The organism is Rathayibacter rubneri, from assembly GCF_023743255.1.
Taxonomy (GTDB): Bacteria; Actinomycetota; Actinomycetes; order Actinomycetales; family Microbacteriaceae; genus Rathayibacter; species Rathayibacter rubneri.
Genome location: NZ_JAMRYM010000028.1, coordinates 17,952 through 37,411 on the forward strand (window position 1 = coordinate 17,952; position 19,460 = coordinate 37,411).

Consider the following 19,460-nt stretch of genomic DNA (forward strand, 5'->3'; position numbering starts at 1 on the left):
CCCGCGGGGATCCTCGGATCCTGCGGGCCGGAGGCGTTCGTGCAGGCGCCCGAGGGACTCAGGCGTCAGCGGTGACCGCGGCGTTGAGCGGCCACCAGGGCGGCAGGACCTGGGCGAACGCGTCCAGGTAGAGATCGGGATCGCGAGGAGCGGGCAGGCGCAGCCACTCCTCCATCAGTGCGGCCGATCCGGCCGAGATGTACGCGGCCGCGCCACCGGGGAGGAGGTTCTTCCGGGGAACCGTCACCGCACCGCTCTCGATCGCGTCGGAGACCGATCGGCGGAATTGAGCGGCCAGCATGACGCGCAGACCCGAGTCTCCTCCGACGTCGTCGAAGGCGCCGAGGTACACGGCGCGGTGCCGCTCGAGATGCTGCAGGATCCGCACGGTCGCCTCGCGGTTCGACGCGCCCGCCCGATCGCTCTCGCCCAGCTGCGTCAGGTAGTCGGCCCGGATGAGGTCGAGATCGGTCAGGAGAGCAGCGCTGAGCAGCTCCGCGGCGGATGCGGCGTGCGCGTAGAAGGTCGAGCGGTTCACCCCGGCGCGGTCGGTGATGTCCGAGACCGTCAGGCTCGACACCGTGCGCTCGGCGGCGAGCTCGATGATCGCCCTGTGCAGCGACTCCTGTGATCGCCTCTGCCGCGCGTCCATGCCGCCTCCCGTGCTGCTCGCCTCACCGCCGGTGGTTCCGGATGCAGGTGCTCAGCGATTCTACGCAGGCGCGGGCCGGGCTCGTTTTCACTTCCGGCGCTGCGACCCGCTAAGATAGTCGAGTTGCCCGGGCCACGAACCCGGACTGCCACGGGCTGTGGCGCAGCTTGGTAGCGCACTTGACTGGGGGTCAAGGGGTCGCAGGTTCAAATCCTGTCAGCCCGACAGCAAGCCCTGATGAGAAGCCGTTCTCATCAGGGCTTCTTTCTTGTGGCCGTGAGTTCGTGTGCCTCTCGGGGCGCCTGCTCAGAAGCCCCTCGGAACGCGCCTGAAGTGTGCTGTCGCAGTGCGCCCGGACCGAGCCGGCACCGCCCGCTGGTTCTGCGCTGGTTCCACCGGCGGAGGGAGGTCGTCCGACGGCCCTGCGACAGTGCCGCTGGTGAGGCGTCATCGGAGAAGGCGTCGGCCTGCGGCGGCATCGGTGAGGTGTCGGGTACCGGGGTGCAGGCAGCCGCGAGCGGACTCGAGTGATCGCGGCCTCGTGGGGCTTCGAACGAGTCGAGACGATCCACTGGACCAATAGGACCTGCAGCAGTGTCGTGGTGACCCGCCCACTCGATGCGGAGCCCCCATGACCGACGACAAGTCGGACCACAGGGGAGACGCCGCCCGTGACGACGTCACCAGGACCGGCGTCGACTCGACCTCGGAGAAGCGCGTGTCCCCGGACGAGGTCCCCGGCGAGCAGCGGCGACCCTGATCGAGTCCTGGTTCCCATGCCTCGAGCATGTGCTCGACTGCGCTACCCGCACGAGCAGACGCAGACCGAGGTCGCCGCGGTGAGGAACGGACTGCGTGTGTCGTGACCCGCCGGCCCTGGACCGCGGCCCGCATCGAGAGCGCATCCGGCATTGTCGACCGTCGTTGTGTCCTCGTCTCGAGTCCGGTTCCGGGCCTCCGGAGATCGCCGGTCCGAGGGCGAGGGACCGAACCCGCCGGTGAGGATGCCGTCGATCGCGTCCTGAGCCCTGCCGCTCGGGGACCCCCGGTCAGAATCCGTTCATCAGCCATCCGTCGCTCCTATCACTCACGTCTGCGAAGCGATCCTAGTTAGGTAACCCTTACTTAGGTAAGGCTTGCTTTACTTAGGATGCCCTGGGTAGGGTGCCGGTGTGAGCGTGGGCGCGAGGCGTTCGGGCAGTGGACTTCGGAGAGTGAGGCACGGATGCGTGTGGTGATGTTCGGCTACCAGACATGGGGCCATCGCACGCTGCGCGCGCTGCTGGATTCCCGGCACAGCGTGGTGGGGGTGGTGACTCACCCTACGAGCGCGCACGTGTACGAGAAGATCTGGGCGGACTCCGTCGAGGACCTGGCGCGCGACAACGACATCGCGGTGCACATCGCCCGCCGCCCTGATGCGGCGATGGTCGCACAGCTCGCCGACTGGGCGCCGGAGATCATCGTCGCCAACAACTGGCGCACCTGGTTGCCGCCCGAGGTGTTCGACCTCCCCCTTCACGGCACGCTCAACCTGCACGACTCGCTGCTGCCCGAGTTCACCGGCTTCTCGCCCGTGCCGTGGGCGCTGATCAGCGGTGCGTCACAGGTCGGGCTGACCGCGCACCGGATGGACAGTGAACTCGACACCGGCGACATCGCCGTGCAGCGCGCGGTGCCGGTCGCGCCGCGTTCCACCGGTACCGAGCTGGTCAACGCGACGATCGACCTCATCCCGGAGGTGCTGCTGGACGCGTTGGCGCAGATCGAGGCGCGCACGATCCAGTGGCAGCCGCAGGACCTCGATCGACGGTCGTTCTTCCACAAGCGCACGGAGTTCGACAGCCTCGTCGACTGGTCCTGGCCTGCGGAGGACATCGACCGTCTCGTCCGGGCCATGTCGGATCCGTACCCCAGTGCCCACTCCTACTGCCGAGGCGTCCGGATTGAGATCACGGCTGCACACGTCTCCACCTCCCGATACGGAGGCACTCCTGGCCGCATCTTCATCAAAGAAGAGGACGGGATGGCCATCGTGGCCGGCGGCGACGCCCATCGCGGCGGCCGGCGCGCTCTGGTCATCGACCGGATCCGCACGCCCGACGGTGTCGAACACCTGGCTGCCGACTACTTCCCGCGCGGCGGCGGATACCTGAGCAGGGAGCCGTGACCGAGCTCGCCGTCCGCTCCGGGAAAGACATCGTCAGACGCACCATCCGACGGAACCGGGGCGATGTCGCGGTCGGCACTGTCCTGATCTGCTTCTACCAGCTGGCGGAGACCTCGGTCGCCGTCGTCATCGGCCTCCTCATCGACCGAGGAGTCGCTCCCGGACGCGTGTCAGGCATCATCGGCGCGGTCGCCGCGCTGGCTCTGGTCTTCCTGATCATCACCGTCTGCTACCAGGCCGGCATGCGACGGCTCAATGGCGCGCTGCAGAAGGAGGCCCACCAGCTGCGCATGGAGGTCTCCGAGAAGGCCCTGTCACCGCAAGGGATGCGGACCGCCCTTCCTCGTGGGGAGCTCCTCACCGTCTCCAGCACCGACGCGGAACAAGCAGCCTGGTTCCTCGACCTGTTCCCCCGGGCGATCGCGGCGCTCGCCGCGATCACTGCCACCGCAGTCGCGCTCATCCTCGTCGACCTCACGCTCGGCGTCGTCATCCTCGTCACCACGCCCGTGTTCTTCGTGCTCGCGCGCTCGGCGGCCCCGTTCATCACCGCCCGCACGGTCCGTCAGCAGTCGCGGGTCGCTCAGGCGACCGCGCTCGCCGGCGATCTGATCTCAGGTCTTCGCTCGATCAAGGGCATCGGCGGTGAAGCCGCTGCGTTCCGACGCTACCGTTCAGCCAGCCGCCTGGCGCTCTCGGCCGCACTGTCGACGAACAGGTCGATGGCTGTTCAGCGCGGCTCGACCGTGACCATGAGCGGACTGGCCGCCGCCGCGATCGCATCGACGGCCGGTTGGTACGCGCTGACGGGCCGTATCACGGCCGGCGAACTCGTCGCCGTCGTCGGACTCGCCCAGTTCATCATCGAGCCACTGACCACACTGTCAGCGCTGCCCGCGACCGCGGCGACAGCACAGGGGTCGGCAGAGCGCGTGGCCGAGGTCCTCACCGCCGCGGCCCTGCTTCCGGGAGGTCCGGCATCCGTCGCAGGACCGCCGAGCCTCCGACTGGACGCCGTGCATCACGGCCCTCTTGCCGGGCTCGATCTCGAAGCGCACTCGGCTGAGATCACGGCGGTCTACGCTCACGACTCCGCCGAAGGCGCAGCCTTGGCAGCGATCCTAGGTGGGCGCGCAGCCCCCGACTCGTACCGGGGGATCGTGACGATCTGCGGTATCGAGCCGAGCAGAGCAGCTCCGGACGCCCTCCGCCACCACCACACCGCCGAGCCGCATAAGACGGATCTCTTCAGCGGCAGCATCCGCAGCAACATCACGGCCGACGCCGAGAAGGTCGACGAGAGGCAGTTGACCGAGGCACTTCGTGCATCCGCAGCCGATCAGGTAGTGGCTCTGTTCGCGGACGGTCTCGGTCATCGGATCACGGATCGTGGGCGCAACCTTTCCGGCGGACAACGTCAACGCCTGGCTCTCGCGCGCGCCCTGTACTCCGACGCACCCGTACTGGTTCTCCACGAGCCCTCCACCGCTGTCGACTCCGTCACTGAGCAGCGGATCGCCGACGGAATACGCGAACTCCGCGACACCGAGGACCCGGCCCGTCACGTCACCGTGGTGATCACCGGGTCCCCAGCTCTGCTGGCGATGGCCGACCGGGTCATCGTGCTCAGGAACGGACGCGCCGCCACGACCGGCAGACACCAGGACCTCCTCGAGCGTGACCCGCAGTACGCCGCGGCGGTGATGAGATGAGCGCCTCCATCTCCCAATCGCTTCCCGTCGCGGGGCATCAGGACTCACTGCGTTGGCTCGCAGCACGAACCAGGAAGCACCCGGTACTCGTGGCGGCGTCCGTCGCGACGGGGGTTCTCGCCGCAGTCGCGACGGTGATTCCCGTCTATGCCATGGGGTGGCTCGTGGATGCCGCGGTCGAGGGGCGATCAGCGTCGAGCGTTGCAGGCCTCGCGGTACTCCTCGCCGCCGCAGCCATCGTCGCCGGATCTCTCACCGGTTCGAGCAGCGCCGTGATCGGCCGGCTCGGCGAGACCATCGTGGCGACGCTGCGCGAGAGCGCCCTGCGTCGCGTGCTCGAGCGTCCCGCGCAGTCCGTCGAGCGGGCAGGCCGGGGAGACGTGCTCTCCCGTCTCGGTGACGACATCACCCGGATCACCCGCGCCAGCTCGGAGGTGGTCCCCGCCGTGCTGAACGCAGGGCTCCTGATCGGCGTGGCCGTGACGTCGTTGTTCGGAGTCGACTACCGGCTGGGAACGGCCGGCCTGCTGACGCTTCCTCTGTACGCGTGGGCACTGCGGTGGTACGTGCCGCGCAGCGCTCCCGTGTACGCGCAGGAGCGGGCCGCCGCTGGAGCTCGCACCGAAACGCTCGCGTCCAGCCTGTACGGAATCGAGACGGTGCACGCCTACCGGATGCAGTCGGCGAGGATCGACGACATCCGTGACCGGTCGGAGGTCACGAAGACTCTCTCGATCTCGGTGTTCCGGTTGCTCATGGGCTTCGTCGGACGCGAGAACTTCGCCGAGTTCTGCGGGATGGCCGTGCTGTTCGTGACCGGTTTCGTGCTGTACGCCCATGAAGCCGTGAGCCTCGGTGCGGTCACCACCGCGGTACTGCTGTTCCATCGCCTGTTCAACCCGCTGGGCACGGTGCTGTTCCTGTTCGATCAGATGCAGTCCGCAGGAGCATCGCTGAACCGACTGGTCGGAGTCGTGAACATGCCGGTCGCCTTCCACCAGCCCATCGCTTCGCCCGCTGAGAACACTCTGACCGTCGACCGCGTGCGGTTCGCTCATGAGCCCGGCGTGAACGTGCTGCACGGTGTCTCCTTCACCATTCCAGCGGGGACCAGACTGGCGTTGGTCGGGGACTCGGGTGCGGGGAAGACCACCGCGGCGCTCGTCGCCGCCGGCGCTCTCGAGCCGGACGCGGGTTGTGTCCGACTGGGCGGCATCAGGCTCACCGATATCGGCACCGAGGCGCTGCGCTCGAGGATCGCCGTCGTCAGCCAAGACGTGCACGTGGTGTCCGGGCCCCTCATCGAGGATCTTCGTCTCGCGGACGCCGATGCCAGCGAGGACGCGGTCTGGGATGCGCTCGAGCAGGTCGATGCAGGTGGTTGGGTCCGAGCCCTGCCCGCAGGGGTGCACACCAGAGTCGGGGGGCACGACCATCGGCTGACGGCGGCGCAGCAGCAGCAGATCGCGTTGGCCAGAGTGGTGCTGATGGACCCCGCCGTCGCGATTCTCGATGAAGCGACAGCTGAGGCGGGCAGCTCCGGCGCCGCCGCTCTCGAGCGGTCCGCGCATGCGGCGACCGAGGGTCGCACGACGCTGATCGTCGCGCATCGGTTGACCCAGGCTCGAGCTGCCGACGTGGTCGCGGTGATGGAGTCCGGGCGGATCGTGGAGATCGGCCCCCATGACGCCTTGCTCGCCGCAGGAGGCGCCTATGCGCGCCAGTGGAGTGCGTGGCGAGGAGTCGGCGGACCGTCCGACACGACAACGGATCGTCCCCCGTGACGTCCGATCGCGGAACCCCGGCAGGCGCGCGTCGACGACGGGCGCGGCGGCCGGCAGACGCCGAGAACCAACACACGACAGTGGATTCAGGAAGCGGAAGTAGTCATCACATGAAGACAGGAACGACAACGAGCAAGCGCATTCTCACGGTGCTGTGCGTGGGGGTGATCGCATTCGCGCAGACGGCCTGCTCGACGGGCACCGCGTCGGAGGCTGCAAGCTCCTCCGCCGGCAGTGCACCGTTCAGCTACACCGATGCGCGCGGTGAGACCGTCGATCTCGACGCGACTCCGACGAACATCGTGATGAGTGAGCAGGCCGCTGCGGCTCTCATCCCGTACGGGATCCGTCCCGTCGGCATCTGGGGATCGAGTGCACCCGAGGACAGTGGTGTCTTGGCGGGGGTCGATGTCAGCGGTGTGGAGAGCCTCGGAGTCGCCTATGGCGACGTCGACGTCGACAAACTCGCCTCGTTGGAACCGGACCTGGTGATCACCGGGTGGTACGCGGGCGACTATCTCGGTGGGTTGGGAGCGGTCGATGCGGAGGTCTCGACGCAGATCACCGACATCGCACCGATGATCACCGTCTCCGCGCAGAAGAGCGCATCAGCCTCCCTCGACGACTGGCGCGACCTCGCGCAGGAGCTCGGGGCGGAGGTCGATTCGGGGACCATCGCGGCGGAGAAGGCCGCCTACGACGAGGCCGTCACCGACTTCAGGGAAGCGACCTCGGAGCGTCCCGGTGTCACCGCGTACGCGGTAGCGCCGTCGACCCTGTTCTATGTCGCCATACCCGACGAGTTCGCCGAGCTCCTCGACTACTCCGACTGGGGCCTGGACGTTCTCTCCTCCACGGTCGCGCGAGATGACACTTCTGGCTCGTTCAGCCCGGTGAGTTGGGAGAACGCCGGCGATTACCCGTCCGATCTGCTGCTCTACGACACGCGAGCGTGGACGACGCCCCTTGCTCAGGTCACGGCGGATCACCCGACGGTCGGCACCTTGAACACGGTCGCCGAAGGTCGTGTCGCGGACTGGACGACGGATGCCACGTTCAACTACGCGAGCTACACCGCGCAGATCGAGCGCGTCACCGCCGCCATCGAGAAGCTGCCGGCGAACGGATAGTGGGAACATCGCCTCACGGGCGACGTCGGAATCGAGGAGCGTCGTGACCCTGACCGATCCGGGCCCGTCGGTGCCGGATCGGTCAGGTCGCGCTCCGGCGGCGCCGCGACACGCTCACCGTGTCGCGGCGTCCGCGATCGACGTCCTGCTGCCCATCGTGCTCTCCGCGATGATCGTCGTGCTGCTCATCTCGGTGCCGGACGAGCGTGGCTTCTGGCAGACGGACCGGTTCGCGGTCTCGGTCGTCGGCGCCGTCGTGATCGGTACGCTGATCATCGTCAATGCGAGGAGACGGCGTTCCGGGCAGAGCTTCGGGATGGCGGCGATCGGGCTCCTGGAGGTGCCCGGACACGGGGTGCGGTCCGAGGCGGAGCTCCGGCGCGCCAAGATCGATGTGAGCACGCTCCTCGCCCGTCGCCGTCACCCCTGGCGGACCATCTCGGTCCTCGCCGTGCTGGTCATCGGCATCGCGCTGATCGCGATCGCGGTGGGCGTCAGGAACGTCACACTCCCGGAAGTGGCGAACGCACTGCTGTCCGCCTCGCCCCGGACCTACAACGACGTCGTGATCCACGAGCGAGCCCCCCGTGCCGTGATCGCCGTCGTCGCAGGCCTGGCGCTGGGCATCGCAGGCGCTGTCATCCAGGGGCAGACACGCAATCCACTGGCCGACCCCGACCTGATGGGCATCACACGCGGAGCGACATGTGCGACGGTCCTCGCCGTCTCGCTGGGTCTGACGACGCCTGCCGCATACACGGGGTTCGCGCTCATCGGCGCGCTGATCGTCACCGCGCTCGTGATCGTCCTCGCCGAGACGATCGGGACGACCCTCGTCGGTCTGCCACTCATCGGGGCCGCGATGTCGTCCATGCTCGGAAGCGCCACCGCCATGGTGCTGCTGCACGACCAGACGGTCCAGCAGTCGTTTCGACAGTGGATGATCGGCGGAGTCTCGGACCGCCCCCTCGAGACGTACGCGATCCCCCTGGCAGCGATCGGTGCCGGGCTGGTCATGGCGTGGCTGGGCGCCCCCGCGCTGAACGCGTTGAGCCTCGGCGCCGACGTCGCGACCTCACTGGGCAGCAATGTGCGACTCGCACGCGTCGGCGGGCTGCTCGCGGTCGGCGTCCTCGCCGGCGCGGCAACAGCGATCTGCGGTCCGATCGCGTTCCTCGGACTCATCGCACCGCACACCGCCCGTCTCCTGGTCGGCGTCGACTACCGTGTGCTGCTGCCGGCTTCCGCGCTCCTCGGAGCCGTCGCCCTGTTGTTCGCCGATGTCCTCGGCCGCGTCGTCGCTCGCCCCACCGAGGTCCCGGCCGGTGTCGTCTTCATGGTGGCCGGCGCGCCGCTGTTCATCGTGCTGGCTCGTGGGAAGTCGGCCGGGCGATGAGCGCCGGAATCCTGGTCGTGCGTGCCGGCGTCGTCTCCCTGCGACTGCGCACCGGACCGATGATCGTCTTCGCTGCACTCGTCATCCTCGCCGTCGTCCTCTTCGGGGTGTCGATCAGCGCCGGGAGCACGTGGGTGTCTCCGCTGAAGATCATCGAGGCCCTCGGTGGCGGAGGCAGCCGGGCGGTCCAGTACCAGGTGTTCACCCTGAGGCTGCCGCGCGCGGTGATCGGCGCGGGCGCCGGTGCAGCGCTCGCGATCTCGGGAGCTCTCCTGCAATCAGCGGTCCGCAACCCGGTGGCGAGCCCGGACGTCCTCGGCATCACCAGCGGTGCCAGTGTGGGGGCCGCGAGCGTCCACATCCTCGGCTGGCGTGTCTTCGACGCACCGCTGACGACCTCGTTGCCGCTGGCCGCGCTGCTCGGTGGATCGATCGCGGCCGCGCTCGTGTTCGCGATCTCGCGGGGCTCCGCCGGCGGCATCCGACTGATCCTCGTCGGTATCGGCATCAACGCCGCCCTGGTGGGGATCCTCCAAGGGCTCCTGTTCATCGGTGGCACGTTCGATGTCATGCAGGCGCAGTTGTGGCTCACCGGCGATCTGTCCTCCGACCCTCACCGCATCCTTCCGCTCGTGACCGCCCTCGCAGTCACTGCCTGCGCAGCTCTAGCGATGTCTCGTTCGGTCACAGCGATGCAACTGGGCGATGACGTGGCGCACGGTGTCGGCGTCGCGGTCGGCCGCACGTTCGCCGCAATGCTCGTCACCTCGGTCATCGCCGCGTCCGTCGCCGTCAGCGCAGCAGGACCGCTCGGATTCGTCGCTCTCGCCTCGCCCCAGCTCACCCGCTTCCTCATCCGTGATACCCGTCCGCCGCTCGGTTGCTCAGCAGCGTGCGGCGCCGTCCTGGTTCTGGCCGCCGATCTGGCGGCACGCACCCTGTTCTCGAGCACGGTCTCGGTCGGGCTCCTCACCGCCATCGTGGGCGGACCGATCCTGATAGCCCTGATGGTGAGACAAGTGAGGAGCCCCGCATGAGAGACCCGAACGCTTCGAACATCGAGACCGCGGGTCTTCGGGTGGGGTTCGCCGGACGCGAAGTCCTGAACGGGATCGATCTGGTGCTCCGCCCGGCAGCGGTGACAGCGATCATCGGCCCCAACGGCAGCGGGAAATCGACTCTTCTCCGCACACTGTCCCGCTTGCTGAGCCCCACCGCGGGTGCCGTCACCCTGGACGGGGTGCCGATCACCGAGATGAGGATGCGCGAGCTGGCGACCAGGATGGCGTCCCTGCCTCAGGGCCCTACCGCTCCCGACGGGATGACCGTCCGAGAACTCGTCTCCCGCGGACGCCACCCCCACCAATCACTCTTCAGACAGTGGAGTGCCGACGATGAGAGCACAGTGATCGCCGCACTGGAGCTCACCGGGCTGGACGACCTGGCCGACCGCGAGGTCGAGACGCTCTCGGGCGGACAACGGCAGCGGGCGTGGATCGCGCTCAGCCTGGCGCAGGACACCGACGTCCTCCTCCTCGATGAACCCACGACCTACCTGGACATCGCTCACTCCATCGACGTCCTCGATCTCATCGATCACCTCAGCGCCGACCTCGGTCGAACCGTCGTCATGGTCATCCACGACCTGAATCTCGCAGCCCGTTACGCCGACGAACTCGTCGTGGTCCACGAAGGGAGTGTCGCCGCCCAGGGACCACCCGGCGAGGTGATCACCGAGCACCTCCTCGCCGCCGTCTTCGGCCTGAGGGCGCAGGTCATCCCTGATCCCGTGTCCGGGTGTCCGCTCATCCTCCCCCTCGGACGGCGTCGTTCTCCGATCCCGCCCCACTCGTATCCGTCACAGTCAGGAGACCCGCATGTCCACGAACCCCTTCGATGACGAGACCGGCAAGTTCTTCGTTCTCGTCAACACCGAGGAGCAGCACTCGCTCTGGCCCGCCTTCGCTCCCGTCCCGCAAGGGTGGACCGTCGTCCACGGCGGTGAGAACGGCGATGACCGCACCGCCTGCCTGGCCTACGTCGACGCGCACTGGACCGACCTCAGACCCAGGAGTCTCCGCGACGCGAAGGCGACCGCGACCTGATGACCGCTGGCGGCGGAATCGAAGCGCGAGCGACCCGTGAGGGGGAGTTCTGCCCGGCGCCATTCGTTCCGCCGACGCAGCTGGCGACGGTCCCGCTCTCCGGCGCGATGCCGAGGAAGGTGCCGTCATCGGACACGCGGGCGGCGTCAGTCCCCACTGCCTGCGTGCGCATGCTCGCCCCAGACAGAACTCCCCTATCCGCCAGGGACCGTTCGTCGGGAGGTGGACGGGACGCGGATGCAGCCCGTCGGTGATATGACGCCCACCGAGGGGACGGACGACAGCGTCCCGCCTCCAGTCGGCGATCCGAGTCGAACTTGCCGGCCAGGACGTGGGGCGAGACTACGCCGCACTGGCAGAGGTGCTGCCGGGACCGAACCGGGACCACGACCATGCAGTGCTTGCACGCCATGACGGGAGCAGAGCGACGGCCGGGAGCGGGGTGCGAGCGCTGACGGCGCTCTGCGGGGTGCTCCCGGCCGACGTTCCGCGCGCGCTCTACTCGGCGGAGACCCGGATGAGGATCTTGCCGGTGGTGCCCGCCTCGACGGCGTCGTGGGCGGCGGCGGTCTCCTCGAGCGGGAACCACGTGAGGGGGAGTCCCGCGGCGTCGCCCACCGGGAGAGCTCCGTCGCGGAGGGCCGCGGTGATGTCCTCAGCGGCCGCCTGCAGGGGCTCCGGACCGACGGTGTAGAGCAGAAGGCCCTGCCAGCGGGCGTTCTTGGCGAAGCTGGGGACGATCGGGATCGTGAACTCGTCGCCGTTGTTGTTCGCGTAGTAGCCGATGCTGCCGTGGTTGGCGAGCACCTCCACGTCGAGCGCGGCGTTCTGCGCGGGAGCGACCTCGGCGATGTGCTGCACGCCGTCGGGAGCCAGCTCGCGGATGCGGTCGGCGAGCGCGTCGTCGGGGTACTGCAGCACGTGCTGCGCGCCGGCGGCGGAGGCGAGCTCGGCCTTCGCGTCGCTGCTCACCGTGGCGATGACGGTGGCTCCGGCCCAGACGGCGAGCTGGATCGCGGCGTGGCCGACCGCTCCCGCGCCGCCCTGGACGAGGACGGTGCGGCCGGCGAGAGCGCCGGGGGAGAGGCGGGTCGGGCCTTGCTCGTGGACGGTGAGGGCGCGGTGCGCGGTCATCGCCGGGACGCCGAGGCTGGCGGCGATGTCGAAGCCGATGCCCTCCGGCAGGCGGACGACGCGCTCGGCGGGGAGGACGGTGTACTCCTGCGCGCTGCCGGTGGGGCGCTGGTGGGCGGCGAGGAAGAACCACACGCGGTCGCCCTCGGCGAGGCCGCTCACGCCTGCGCCGACGGCGTCGACGACGCCTGCGCCGTCCTGGTTCGGGACGACCTCGTCGAAGGCGAGGTCGCCCTGGGCGCGGGCCTTCCAGTCGGTGGGGTTCACTCCGGAGGCGACGACGCGGACTCGGACCTCGCCCTCCCCGGGCGCAGCGGGCTCGCGGTCGACGAGGGACAGGACGGAGGAGGCGCCGGTGGCGCTGTAGACGATGGCTCTCATACGGGGTGCAAGGGACTCGCCGGGCTCGGCATTCCCGACGGCTCCGGGGCCTGCGCGATCGGGTGCTCCCGGATTAGCCTTCCGCCATGAGCAGGATCTTCCGCACCGCCGTCGCCGACGTCCATCCGCACTACGTGGCCAAGGTGGAGAAGAAGGGGCGGAGCGTCGAGGAGCTGCACGAGGTGATCCGCTGGCTCACCGGATTCGACGAGGCCGAGCTGCAGCGGCATCTGGCCGAGCGCACGACATTCGAGGACTTCTTCGCGGCCGCGCGCCTCCACCCGAACGCCCCGCTGATCACGGGGGTGATCTGCGGGATCCGGGTGGAGGACGTCGAGGACCCGCTGATGCAGAGGATCCGCTACCTCGACAAGCTCGTGGACGAGCTCGCCAGGGGGAAGGCGATGGAGAAGGTGCTCCGCCCGACCCCGGTGCCCGCGTCCTGAGGCCTACTCCGCGATCTTCGCGCGGCTGCGCGAGTAGGCGAAGTAGATGGCGAAGCCGATCGCGAGCCACACCAGGAAGCGCAGCCACGTCTCGATCGAGAGGTTGAGCATCAGGTAGGTGCAGATCAGCGCCGAGAGGCCGGGCAGCCAGGGGTTGAGCGGCACGCGGAACCCGCGCTTCAGATCCGGCCGCGTGCGCCGCAGCACGATGACCCCGACCGAGACGAGGACGAACGCCGACAGCGTGCCGATGTTCACCATCTCCTCGAGGACGCCGATCGGCGTCAGCCCGGCGAGCAGGGCGACGACGACGGTGACGACGAGCGAGGTGACCCAGGGGGTGCGCAGGCGCGGGTGCACCGTCGCGAGGCGCTGGGGCAGCAGGCCGTCGCGCGACATCGCGAAGATGATCCGCGTCGCGCCGATCAGCAGGGTGAGCACGACGGTGGTGAGCCCGGCGACGGCGCCGGCCGAGATGACCGTCGCCATCCAGGTCTGGCCGTGGTACGCGAAGGCGTTGGCGAGTGCGGCGGAGGGGTCGAGCTCGCGGTAGGGGACCATCCCCGTCACGACGAGGGCGACCGCGCAGTAGAGGACGGTGCAGATCGCGAGCGAGGCGATGATGCCGATGGGCATGTCGCGCTGCGGGTTCTTCGTCTCCTCCGCGGTCGTCGCGACGACGTCGAAGCCGATGTATGCGAAGAAGACGAGGGAGGCGCCGGCGATGATGCCGCCGACTCCGAACGTGGCGGGCTCGATGCCGGAGAGGAACTGCAGGAGCGGCTGGGTGAGGCCCGAGGCCGACTCCGTGGGGGCGGCCGGCGGGATGAACGGCGAGTAGTTGGCGGCGTCGATGAACTGGATGCCCGCGATGATGACGAACAGGACGATGAAGAGCTTGACCGCGACGAGCACCAGGTTGACGCGGAGGGACTCCTTGATGCCGAACGTCATGAGCCCGCCGAGCACGAGCACCAGGAGGATCGCGGGCACGTCGACGACTCCGCCGTACGAGATCGCCGGGGGCAGGACGATTCCGAGCTGCGCCAGGAAGGAGCCGAGGTAGGCGCTCCAGCCCTGGGCGACCACGCTCGCCCCGAGGAACAACTCGAGGATCAGGTCCCAGCCGATGATCCAGGCGAAGAGCTCGCCGAGGGACGCGTAGGAGAACGTGTAGGCGGAGCCGGACACCGGCACGGTCGAGGCGAACTCGGCGTAGCACATGGCGGCGAGGGCGCAGGCGAAGGCGGCGACGACGAAGCTCAGAACGATCGCGGGGCCGGCGATGTCGTGCGCAGCGCGCCCGGTGAGGGTGAAGATGCCGGCGCCGATCACCACGCCGACGCCGAAGACGGTGAGGTCGAGAGCCGACAGCGACTTCTTGAGGCGGAACTCGGGCTCGTCGGTGTCGGAGATCGACTGCTCGACGGATTTGGTGCGGAGGAGGCTCACGGTGGTTCTCTCTGGTGGGGCGGGAGGCGCGGAGGCCACCCTGGAGGATAGTCCCGCGTCTCGCTCCGCCGCACCCGAGCGGCCGGGAGGCGAGGACGACGGCGGTGCGCCCTCCGCACTCGCACGCCTCGATCAGCCGAGCTCGTCCGGCGCTCCTGGTGGGGGCGGCGTCCTCCGGCGTCGGATCGCCAGGACCACCGCTGCGACGAGCGCGGCGACCACGAGCCACGGCAGCAGGAATCCGATCCCGATGAGCGCGGCGTTGCCGGCCGCGACGAGCCCGCTCCAGCCCGTGGCGAGGCCGTCGAGGAAGCCTGCCGGATCCGCGGACGTCACGGCCTCCTCGGGGAGGACGGTGACGGTCAGGGAGGCGAGGGCCACCCGGTTCTCGAGAGCGGTGAGCTGCTGCTCAATCGACTCCAGCTCGCCCTGCCGCTCGGTGAGCGCGGATTCGGCCGCCAGGAGATCGGCGAGGCTGCCCGCCTGGGCGATGAGCTGGGTGAGGCGGTCGACCGAGGCGCTCGCCGCCTCCGAGCGGGCGCGCAGATCGACGGCCTCGAGCGTGACGTCCTGCTGGTCGAGGGTCGACGCCGTGACGGTGCCCAGCGAGTCGAGGGAGTCGCGCGCTTCGGCGAGGCGGTCGGAGGGGACGCGGATCGTGATCGAGCCGGCGCCGTCGGGCAGCGGCTGCGGGTAGGGGAGGCCGACGGATCCGTCCTCCACCGCCGAGGCCTCCGCATCGGTCGCCCCCTGAACGACCTGGTCGGACGTGCTCGAGCGCTCGACGTACCCTCCGAGCGCCGAGGCGCCGGCGGAGAGCGTGCGGATCGCCTCGTCGACGGAACCCGTTCGCAGGGTGGCTGCGGCGGTCGACACGATCTCGCGCGTGGTCGCCTCCACGGCGCCGTCAGCGGGAGGGCCGTCCGCTCTGCCCGGGACGAAGGGAGCCGACTGCTCGCTCCCTCCGGTAGCGGGATCGACGCCGGCGCCGCCCGAGCCGACCTCGCCGCCCCCGGCGGGTTCCGGAGCGACCGCGGCGGAGTCGGAGGCGCCGGTGGTGATGCCGTTCACGCTGACGAGGGGGCCGACCACCACGGCGAGCGCCAGAAGGCCCGCGGCGACTCCGCTGATGGCGACCGCCCTGCGGCGGCGGAGTGCGCGAGCCTGCCGTTGCACGGCGAGGGCGCGGAACAGCCGGGTCTCGATCGCGGAGACGCGCTCGTCGTCGAGGGGCGGCAGGAGGACGGGGGACTCGGTCATGGCTGCTCTGCTCCTCGGAAATCGTCGACCACGAGGCGGAGGCGGCGGCGGACCCTCGACAGGCGGTTGCGGACGGTGGCGTGGGTGACTCCCAGCTCACGGGCCGCCTCCTCGTAGCCGCGGCCCTCGGTGGCGCAGAGGCGGAAGACGGCGCGGTCGAGCTCGGAGAGCCCCTCCGTCTCGCGCAGGACCGCCTCGGTCAGGGCTGCGGTGAGGATCTGCTGCTCGAGGTCGTGCGGAGAGGCGACCTCCTCGTCGGTCTCGACGGTGCGCTCGCGCTCGCGACGGAGAGCCCTGGCGCGGTTCGCCGCCTGGAAGCGGCAGATGGTGACGAGCCAGGGGAGGAGCGAGTCGCTCGCCAGCTCGAGGCCCTCGAGCTTGCTCCAGGCGAGGACGAACGTCTCCTGCACGACCTCCTCGGCGTTGCCGGGGTCGCGCAGGATGCCGTGGGCGATCCAGTAGACCGGCCGGACGTACGCCCGATAGAGCGTGCGGAACGCGGCCTCACTGCCGGCCGCCGCTCGGCGGACGAGCTCGGCGTCGGTCGTCTCGTCGGTGATCATCGCGCCTCCCCTCGTCCGCTCTCACTGTGACAGTGTCGGCAGGAGGCGGATCGTCTCGGTTCCGCGTCGATCCTGTCGCCGGGACGGGACCGGGCGTCCGGCTCAGGCGGGAACGACCATCCGAGCTCGAGCTTCCTCTCGATCATCCGACTCCCTCTCTCCGTGCTCCCGATGGGGCGACGGAGCTGCGGATGAGGGAACGGTGCAGCGCGGACGGGCGGGTGCACCAGCGCCCAGAGGCAGAGAGCCGCGCGGTGGTCCCGGCTCGCTCCAGCCGTGCTCCTCCACAGAAGCGCAGGTGCGGTGAGTCTCCACCGGACGGTCCGCGGCGCACCCGCGCGCGTCACGCGCCGAGGACGCTGTCCGCCATGCCTCCTCTCGATCGCACCTCCGACCGTTCCCGTCCCTCCGACCCCGACCTGCTGCGCGAGGTGGAGATCGTCCGCGCGAAAGGCTTCGCCGACCTGCTCTCCGTCGTCCCGTCCCTCCTGGGCGTCCTCCCCCGCGAGTCCCTGGTGGTCGTGCCGTTCCTCGGGCGCCGCACCGTCGGCGGCTTCCGCCTGCCGCTCGCTGCGCGGCTGCGTCCCTCGCACATCGACGCGCTGACCGAGGGCGCGGTCGCCTCCCTGGCGGCGGTACCCGAGGCGGACGGGGTCCTCGCCGTCGTCTACACCGATCGGAGCTACGACGCGGAGGTGGGCATCCCGCTCCCGCAACTGGGCCGGGCCCTCGTCGAGCGCCTCGAGCGCACCGGCTACGGGATCGTAGGGGTGGCGTGCGTGGCGTCCGACGGCTGGGGTCGGTACACGATCCCCTCGGAGCGGCGCACGGCGCGTCCTCTCGCCGGGATCGAGGACAGCGAGTCCGGTCTCTTCTCGCGAGCGGTGACGGAGGAGCCGCTGGACGTGTCGGCGCTCGCCGAGCTCCCGGTGGTCGAGGAGGACGACCGACGCGTCGTCGAGGCGGTGCTCGCGACGCCGCCGGGCGGGATGCTCGAGGACCCGACCGCGATCGTCGAGCGATGGCTGCGGGGGCCGTCGGTCGCGCGGAGGGAGGGGCGGGTCCTTCAGCTCCTGCAGTCACCGCCGATGCGCGACCAGCTGACGCTGCAGATCGCGCTCGGCCCGCACCGTGCGCGGTCGTCGTTCCTCCGCATGGTCCGTCTGCAGGCGGAGCAGGAGTTCACCGGCGAGACGATGGACGAGATCATCGCGAGGGAGGCGGCGATCGGACGCACCGATGAACGGGACATCGCCGACGCGGAGCTGCTGATGGGAGAGGGGCCCGGGCCGGATCGCGGGAGACTCGAGCGGGCGACGACCGCGCTGGCGAGGACCGCCGCGCTCGCTCCTCCGGAGGCGAGAGCCCCGGTGCTGACCGTGCTGGCCTGGTGCTGGTGGGCGCGCGGCGTCGGCTCGCTCGCCGCACTGCATCTCGGCGAGGCGCGGAGGCTCGACCCCGCGTACTCGATGGCGCAGCTCTACGACTCCCTGTTCGCCGCCCGACACGTGCCCGGCTGGGTCCTCGAGGGCACCTCGCGGAGGCTGCTGGCGGCCGCGGCGCGCCGCTGATGTCGGAGGCGGTGGCACGACCACGGAGAGGGGAGCGGACGCGACCCGGGCGACGAGGTCCGGCTCGTCGGATCGGAGCCGGCAGGTCTTCCCTTCCCGCGGACCGAGGAGTAACGTACAACCAAATGGTTGTAGATGTGGGAGACGACGAGCGGATCGACCGGGTGTTCCGGGCGCTCGCCGACGCGACCCGGCGCGACATCGTCGCCCGGGTGCTGCGGAGCGAGCAGTCGGTCTCGGTGCTGGCGTCGGAGTACGCGATGTCGTTCGCGGCCGTGCAGAAGCACGTCGCGGTGCTCGAGCGCGCGTCGCTCGTGCGCAAGCGCCGCAGCGGACGGGAGCAGCTCGTGAGCGGAGAGGTCGAGGCGCTGCAGCGGGCGGCGCGACTCCTCGACGGCTACGAGGAGCTCTGGCGCGGACGCGTCGACCGCATCGCCGACCTCCTCGCCGAGGAGGGGCGGCAGCCGACCGCAGAGCCGAGGAGAGGGAGCGCACGATGACCGTGCTGGAGTCCGTCAAGGACGTCGAGAACCTGACCATGACCATCACCGCGGAGTTCGACGCGGGGATCGACCGCGTCTGGCGGATCTGGGTCGATCCGCGCCTGCTCGAGCGGTGGTGGGGGCCGCCGACCTGGCCCGCGACCTTCGAGCGGCACGAGGCCGTCCCGGGGAGCCGGAGCAGCTACTTCATGACGGGTCCCGACGGGGAGAAGGCCCGGGGGTGGTGGCTCGTGACCGCCGTGGAGGAGCCCGTGCGCTTCGAGTTCGACGACGGCTTCGCCGACGACGACGGGAACCCGGTGGACGAGTACGGCACGACTCACGCCGTCGTCACCCTGTCCGAGGCCGGCGGGCGGACCCGCATGGTCGTGCGCTCGGCCTTCGAGTCGGTCGAGCAGCTCGAGCAGATGGTCCAGATGGGCATGGAGGAGGGGATGCGCCAGGCGATGGGCCAGATCGACGGGCTCCTGGCGGAGTGAGGACTCAGTCGGTCAGGGCGGCGGCGTACGCGGCGACGGACCGGCGGTAGCGCGGAAGGGTCGGGGCGAGGGCCTCGAGAGCGGTGCGCAGCGCCTCGTCGGAGCGTCCCGCGCTGTGCAGGGCGAGCGCGAGGAAGACCTCGCGAGCCGCTCCGACGGAGGGGTGCGGCTCCGCCGTGCTCAGCAGGGCGACGGCCTCCTCGTGCCGACCGAGGTTCCGGAGCGTCGAGGCGTACTGGATGGTCAGCTGCGCCCGGCGCTCGTCATCGAGACCGAGCTCCAGTGCCCGCTCGTACTCGGCGGCGGCCTCGGCCTCGTGACCCGCGCTGTCGAGCGCGCCGCCCAGCTCGAAGCGGCCTCGCCCGTCGTCGCCCGGGTACCGCGCGGCGAGGACGCGCATCCGCTCGACGACGTCGTCGCCCTCCTCGTGCAGACGGTCCGCCGCCCGCTGCCAGGCGTCGAGGTCCTCGGCGGCGGGACGGAGCGGGTGGTCGGCGGGGCGAGGCGAGTCGGTCACGAGGCGAGGCTAGCGGGCGAGGCGAGCGGGCGCCGCAAGGGGCTGAGGCCTAGCGGACGAGGCGAACGGGTGGGGGTCGGCGCGGTCCCGGAGACTCGAGCGCGCAGTCACGCCGCGCGGGCCGAGCATCCGGGACCCGGAGCGACGGTGCCGGCCGGTGTCAGGCGGTGCCGTCGGCGGCGGAGGTGGGGGAGTCGGGGGTGGG

General features: G+C 70.2%; 19 protein-coding genes and 1 tRNA gene. 14 read left to right on the forward strand and 6 right to left on the reverse strand.

Translation table 11 applies throughout. From position 1 onward, the window contains the following. Positions 1–58: 58 nt before the first annotated feature. A complete protein-coding gene (locus tag NB037_RS08560) occupies positions 59–652 on the reverse strand; it encodes a TetR family transcriptional regulator (protein WP_251945109.1) in 594 nt (197 codons plus the stop codon). 151 nt (positions 653–803) lie between these two features. Here NB037_RS08560 and NB037_RS08565 point away from each other — a divergent pair. The 10 genes from NB037_RS08565 (at position 804) to NB037_RS08605 (ending at position 10,949) form a co-directional block, all read left to right on the forward strand. After that, a tRNA-Pro gene (locus tag NB037_RS08565) sits at positions 804–877 on the forward strand. Positions 878–1,283: 406 nt separating this feature from the next. Then, positions 1,284–1,412, forward strand: a complete 129-nt coding sequence (locus NB037_RS19525; RefSeq protein ID WP_279308724.1) for a hypothetical protein — start codon at positions 1,284–1,286, stop codon at positions 1,410–1,412. A gap of 477 nt (positions 1,413–1,889) precedes the next feature. Beyond that, the gene (locus NB037_RS08570; RefSeq protein WP_251945150.1) at positions 1,890–2,822 is read left to right on the forward strand and encodes a methionyl-tRNA formyltransferase; all 933 of its coding nucleotides are present in this window, start codon (positions 1,890–1,892) and stop codon (positions 2,820–2,822) included. After that, positions 2,819–4,534, forward strand: a complete 1,716-nt coding sequence (locus NB037_RS08575; RefSeq protein WP_251945111.1) for an ABC transporter ATP-binding protein — start codon at positions 2,819–2,821, stop codon at positions 4,532–4,534. Before NB037_RS08570 ends, NB037_RS08575 begins: the two co-directional genes overlap by 4 nt. Beyond that, on the forward strand, positions 4,531–6,318 hold the full coding sequence (locus tag NB037_RS08580; RefSeq protein ID WP_251945113.1) for an ABC transporter ATP-binding protein: 1,788 nt from the start codon (positions 4,531–4,533) through the stop codon (positions 6,316–6,318). The genes NB037_RS08575 and NB037_RS08580 overlap by 4 nt, the downstream gene beginning before the upstream one ends. 110 nt (positions 6,319–6,428) lie before the next feature. Then, positions 6,429–7,448, forward strand: a complete 1,020-nt coding sequence (locus tag NB037_RS08585) for an ABC transporter substrate-binding protein (RefSeq protein ID WP_251945115.1) — start codon at positions 6,429–6,431, stop codon at positions 7,446–7,448. Positions 7,449–7,491: 43 nt separating this feature from the next. Continuing rightward, the gene (locus NB037_RS08590; protein WP_251945117.1) at positions 7,492–8,844 is read left to right on the forward strand and encodes a FecCD family ABC transporter permease; all 1,353 of its coding nucleotides are present in this window, start codon (positions 7,492–7,494) and stop codon (positions 8,842–8,844) included. Continuing rightward, entirely contained in the window at positions 8,841–9,881 is a 1,041-nt protein-coding gene (locus tag NB037_RS08595; RefSeq protein ID WP_251945119.1) for a FecCD family ABC transporter permease, read from the forward strand. The genes NB037_RS08590 and NB037_RS08595 overlap by 4 nt, the downstream gene beginning before the upstream one ends. Next, positions 9,878–10,744 (forward strand): ABC transporter ATP-binding protein, encoded by an 867-nt coding sequence (locus tag NB037_RS08600; protein ID WP_251945120.1) that lies wholly within the window; start codon positions 9,878–9,880, stop codon positions 10,742–10,744. Before NB037_RS08595 ends, NB037_RS08600 begins: the two co-directional genes overlap by 4 nt. After that, positions 10,722–10,949: an MbtH family protein gene (locus NB037_RS08605; protein ID WP_251945122.1), complete on the forward strand. Its 228-nt coding sequence runs from the start codon at positions 10,722–10,724 to the stop codon at positions 10,947–10,949. Before NB037_RS08600 ends, NB037_RS08605 begins: the two co-directional genes overlap by 23 nt. A gap of 498 nt (positions 10,950–11,447) precedes the next feature. On the opposite strand, the gene NB037_RS08610 is transcribed toward NB037_RS08605, so the two are convergent. Beyond that, positions 11,448–12,464 (reverse strand): NADPH:quinone reductase, encoded by a 1,017-nt coding sequence (locus tag NB037_RS08610; protein ID WP_251945124.1) that lies wholly within the window; start codon positions 12,462–12,464, stop codon positions 11,448–11,450. An 86-nt stretch (positions 12,465–12,550) separates the two neighbouring features. On the opposite strand from NB037_RS08610, the gene NB037_RS08615 reads away from it, so the two are divergent. Beyond that, positions 12,551–12,910: a DUF2200 domain-containing protein gene (locus NB037_RS08615; RefSeq protein WP_251945126.1), complete on the forward strand. Its 360-nt coding sequence runs from the start codon at positions 12,551–12,553 to the stop codon at positions 12,908–12,910. A 3-nt stretch (positions 12,911–12,913) separates the two neighbouring features. Here the strand turns inward: NB037_RS08615 and NB037_RS08620 are convergent, their stop codons facing one another. The 3 genes from NB037_RS08620 to NB037_RS08630 all read right to left on the reverse strand — a co-directional run bounded on the left by NB037_RS08620 (position 12,914) and on the right by NB037_RS08630 (position 16,185). Next, positions 12,914–14,362, reverse strand: a complete 1,449-nt coding sequence (locus tag NB037_RS08620) for an amino acid permease (protein ID WP_251945128.1) — start codon at positions 14,360–14,362, stop codon at positions 12,914–12,916. Positions 14,363–14,494: 132 nt separating this feature from the next. Beyond that, positions 14,495–15,622 carry a DUF4349 domain-containing protein gene (locus NB037_RS08625; protein WP_251945131.1) on the reverse strand — a complete coding sequence of 376 codons (1,128 nt, stop codon included), beginning with the start codon at positions 15,620–15,622 and terminating at the stop codon, positions 14,495–14,497. Beyond that, complete coding sequence (locus tag NB037_RS08630) at positions 15,619–16,185, reverse strand: RNA polymerase sigma factor (protein ID WP_251945133.1); 567 nt, start codon at positions 16,183–16,185, stop codon at positions 15,619–15,621. Before NB037_RS08630 ends, NB037_RS08625 begins: the two co-directional genes overlap by 4 nt. 368 nt (positions 16,186–16,553) lie before the next feature. On the opposite strand from NB037_RS08630, the gene NB037_RS08635 reads away from it, so the two are divergent. The 3 genes from NB037_RS08635 (at position 16,554) to NB037_RS08645 (ending at position 18,738) form a co-directional block, all read left to right on the forward strand. Next, positions 16,554–17,756, forward strand: coding sequence for a DUF4192 family protein (locus NB037_RS08635; protein WP_251945135.1), 1,203 nt, complete (start codon positions 16,554–16,556; stop codon positions 17,754–17,756). A gap of 125 nt (positions 17,757–17,881) precedes the next feature. Next, complete coding sequence (locus NB037_RS08640; RefSeq protein ID WP_251945137.1) at positions 17,882–18,256, forward strand: ArsR/SmtB family transcription factor; 375 nt, start codon at positions 17,882–17,884, stop codon at positions 18,254–18,256. Next, positions 18,253–18,738: an SRPBCC family protein gene (locus NB037_RS08645; RefSeq protein ID WP_251945139.1), complete on the forward strand. Its 486-nt coding sequence runs from the start codon at positions 18,253–18,255 to the stop codon at positions 18,736–18,738. The genes NB037_RS08640 and NB037_RS08645 overlap by 4 nt, the downstream gene beginning before the upstream one ends. A 4-nt stretch (positions 18,739–18,742) precedes the next feature. On the opposite strand, the gene NB037_RS08650 is transcribed toward NB037_RS08645, so the two are convergent. Then, a complete protein-coding gene (locus NB037_RS08650) occupies positions 18,743–19,255 on the reverse strand; it encodes a tetratricopeptide repeat protein (protein ID WP_251945141.1) in 513 nt (170 codons plus the stop codon). Positions 19,256–19,460: the final 205 nt, after the last annotated feature.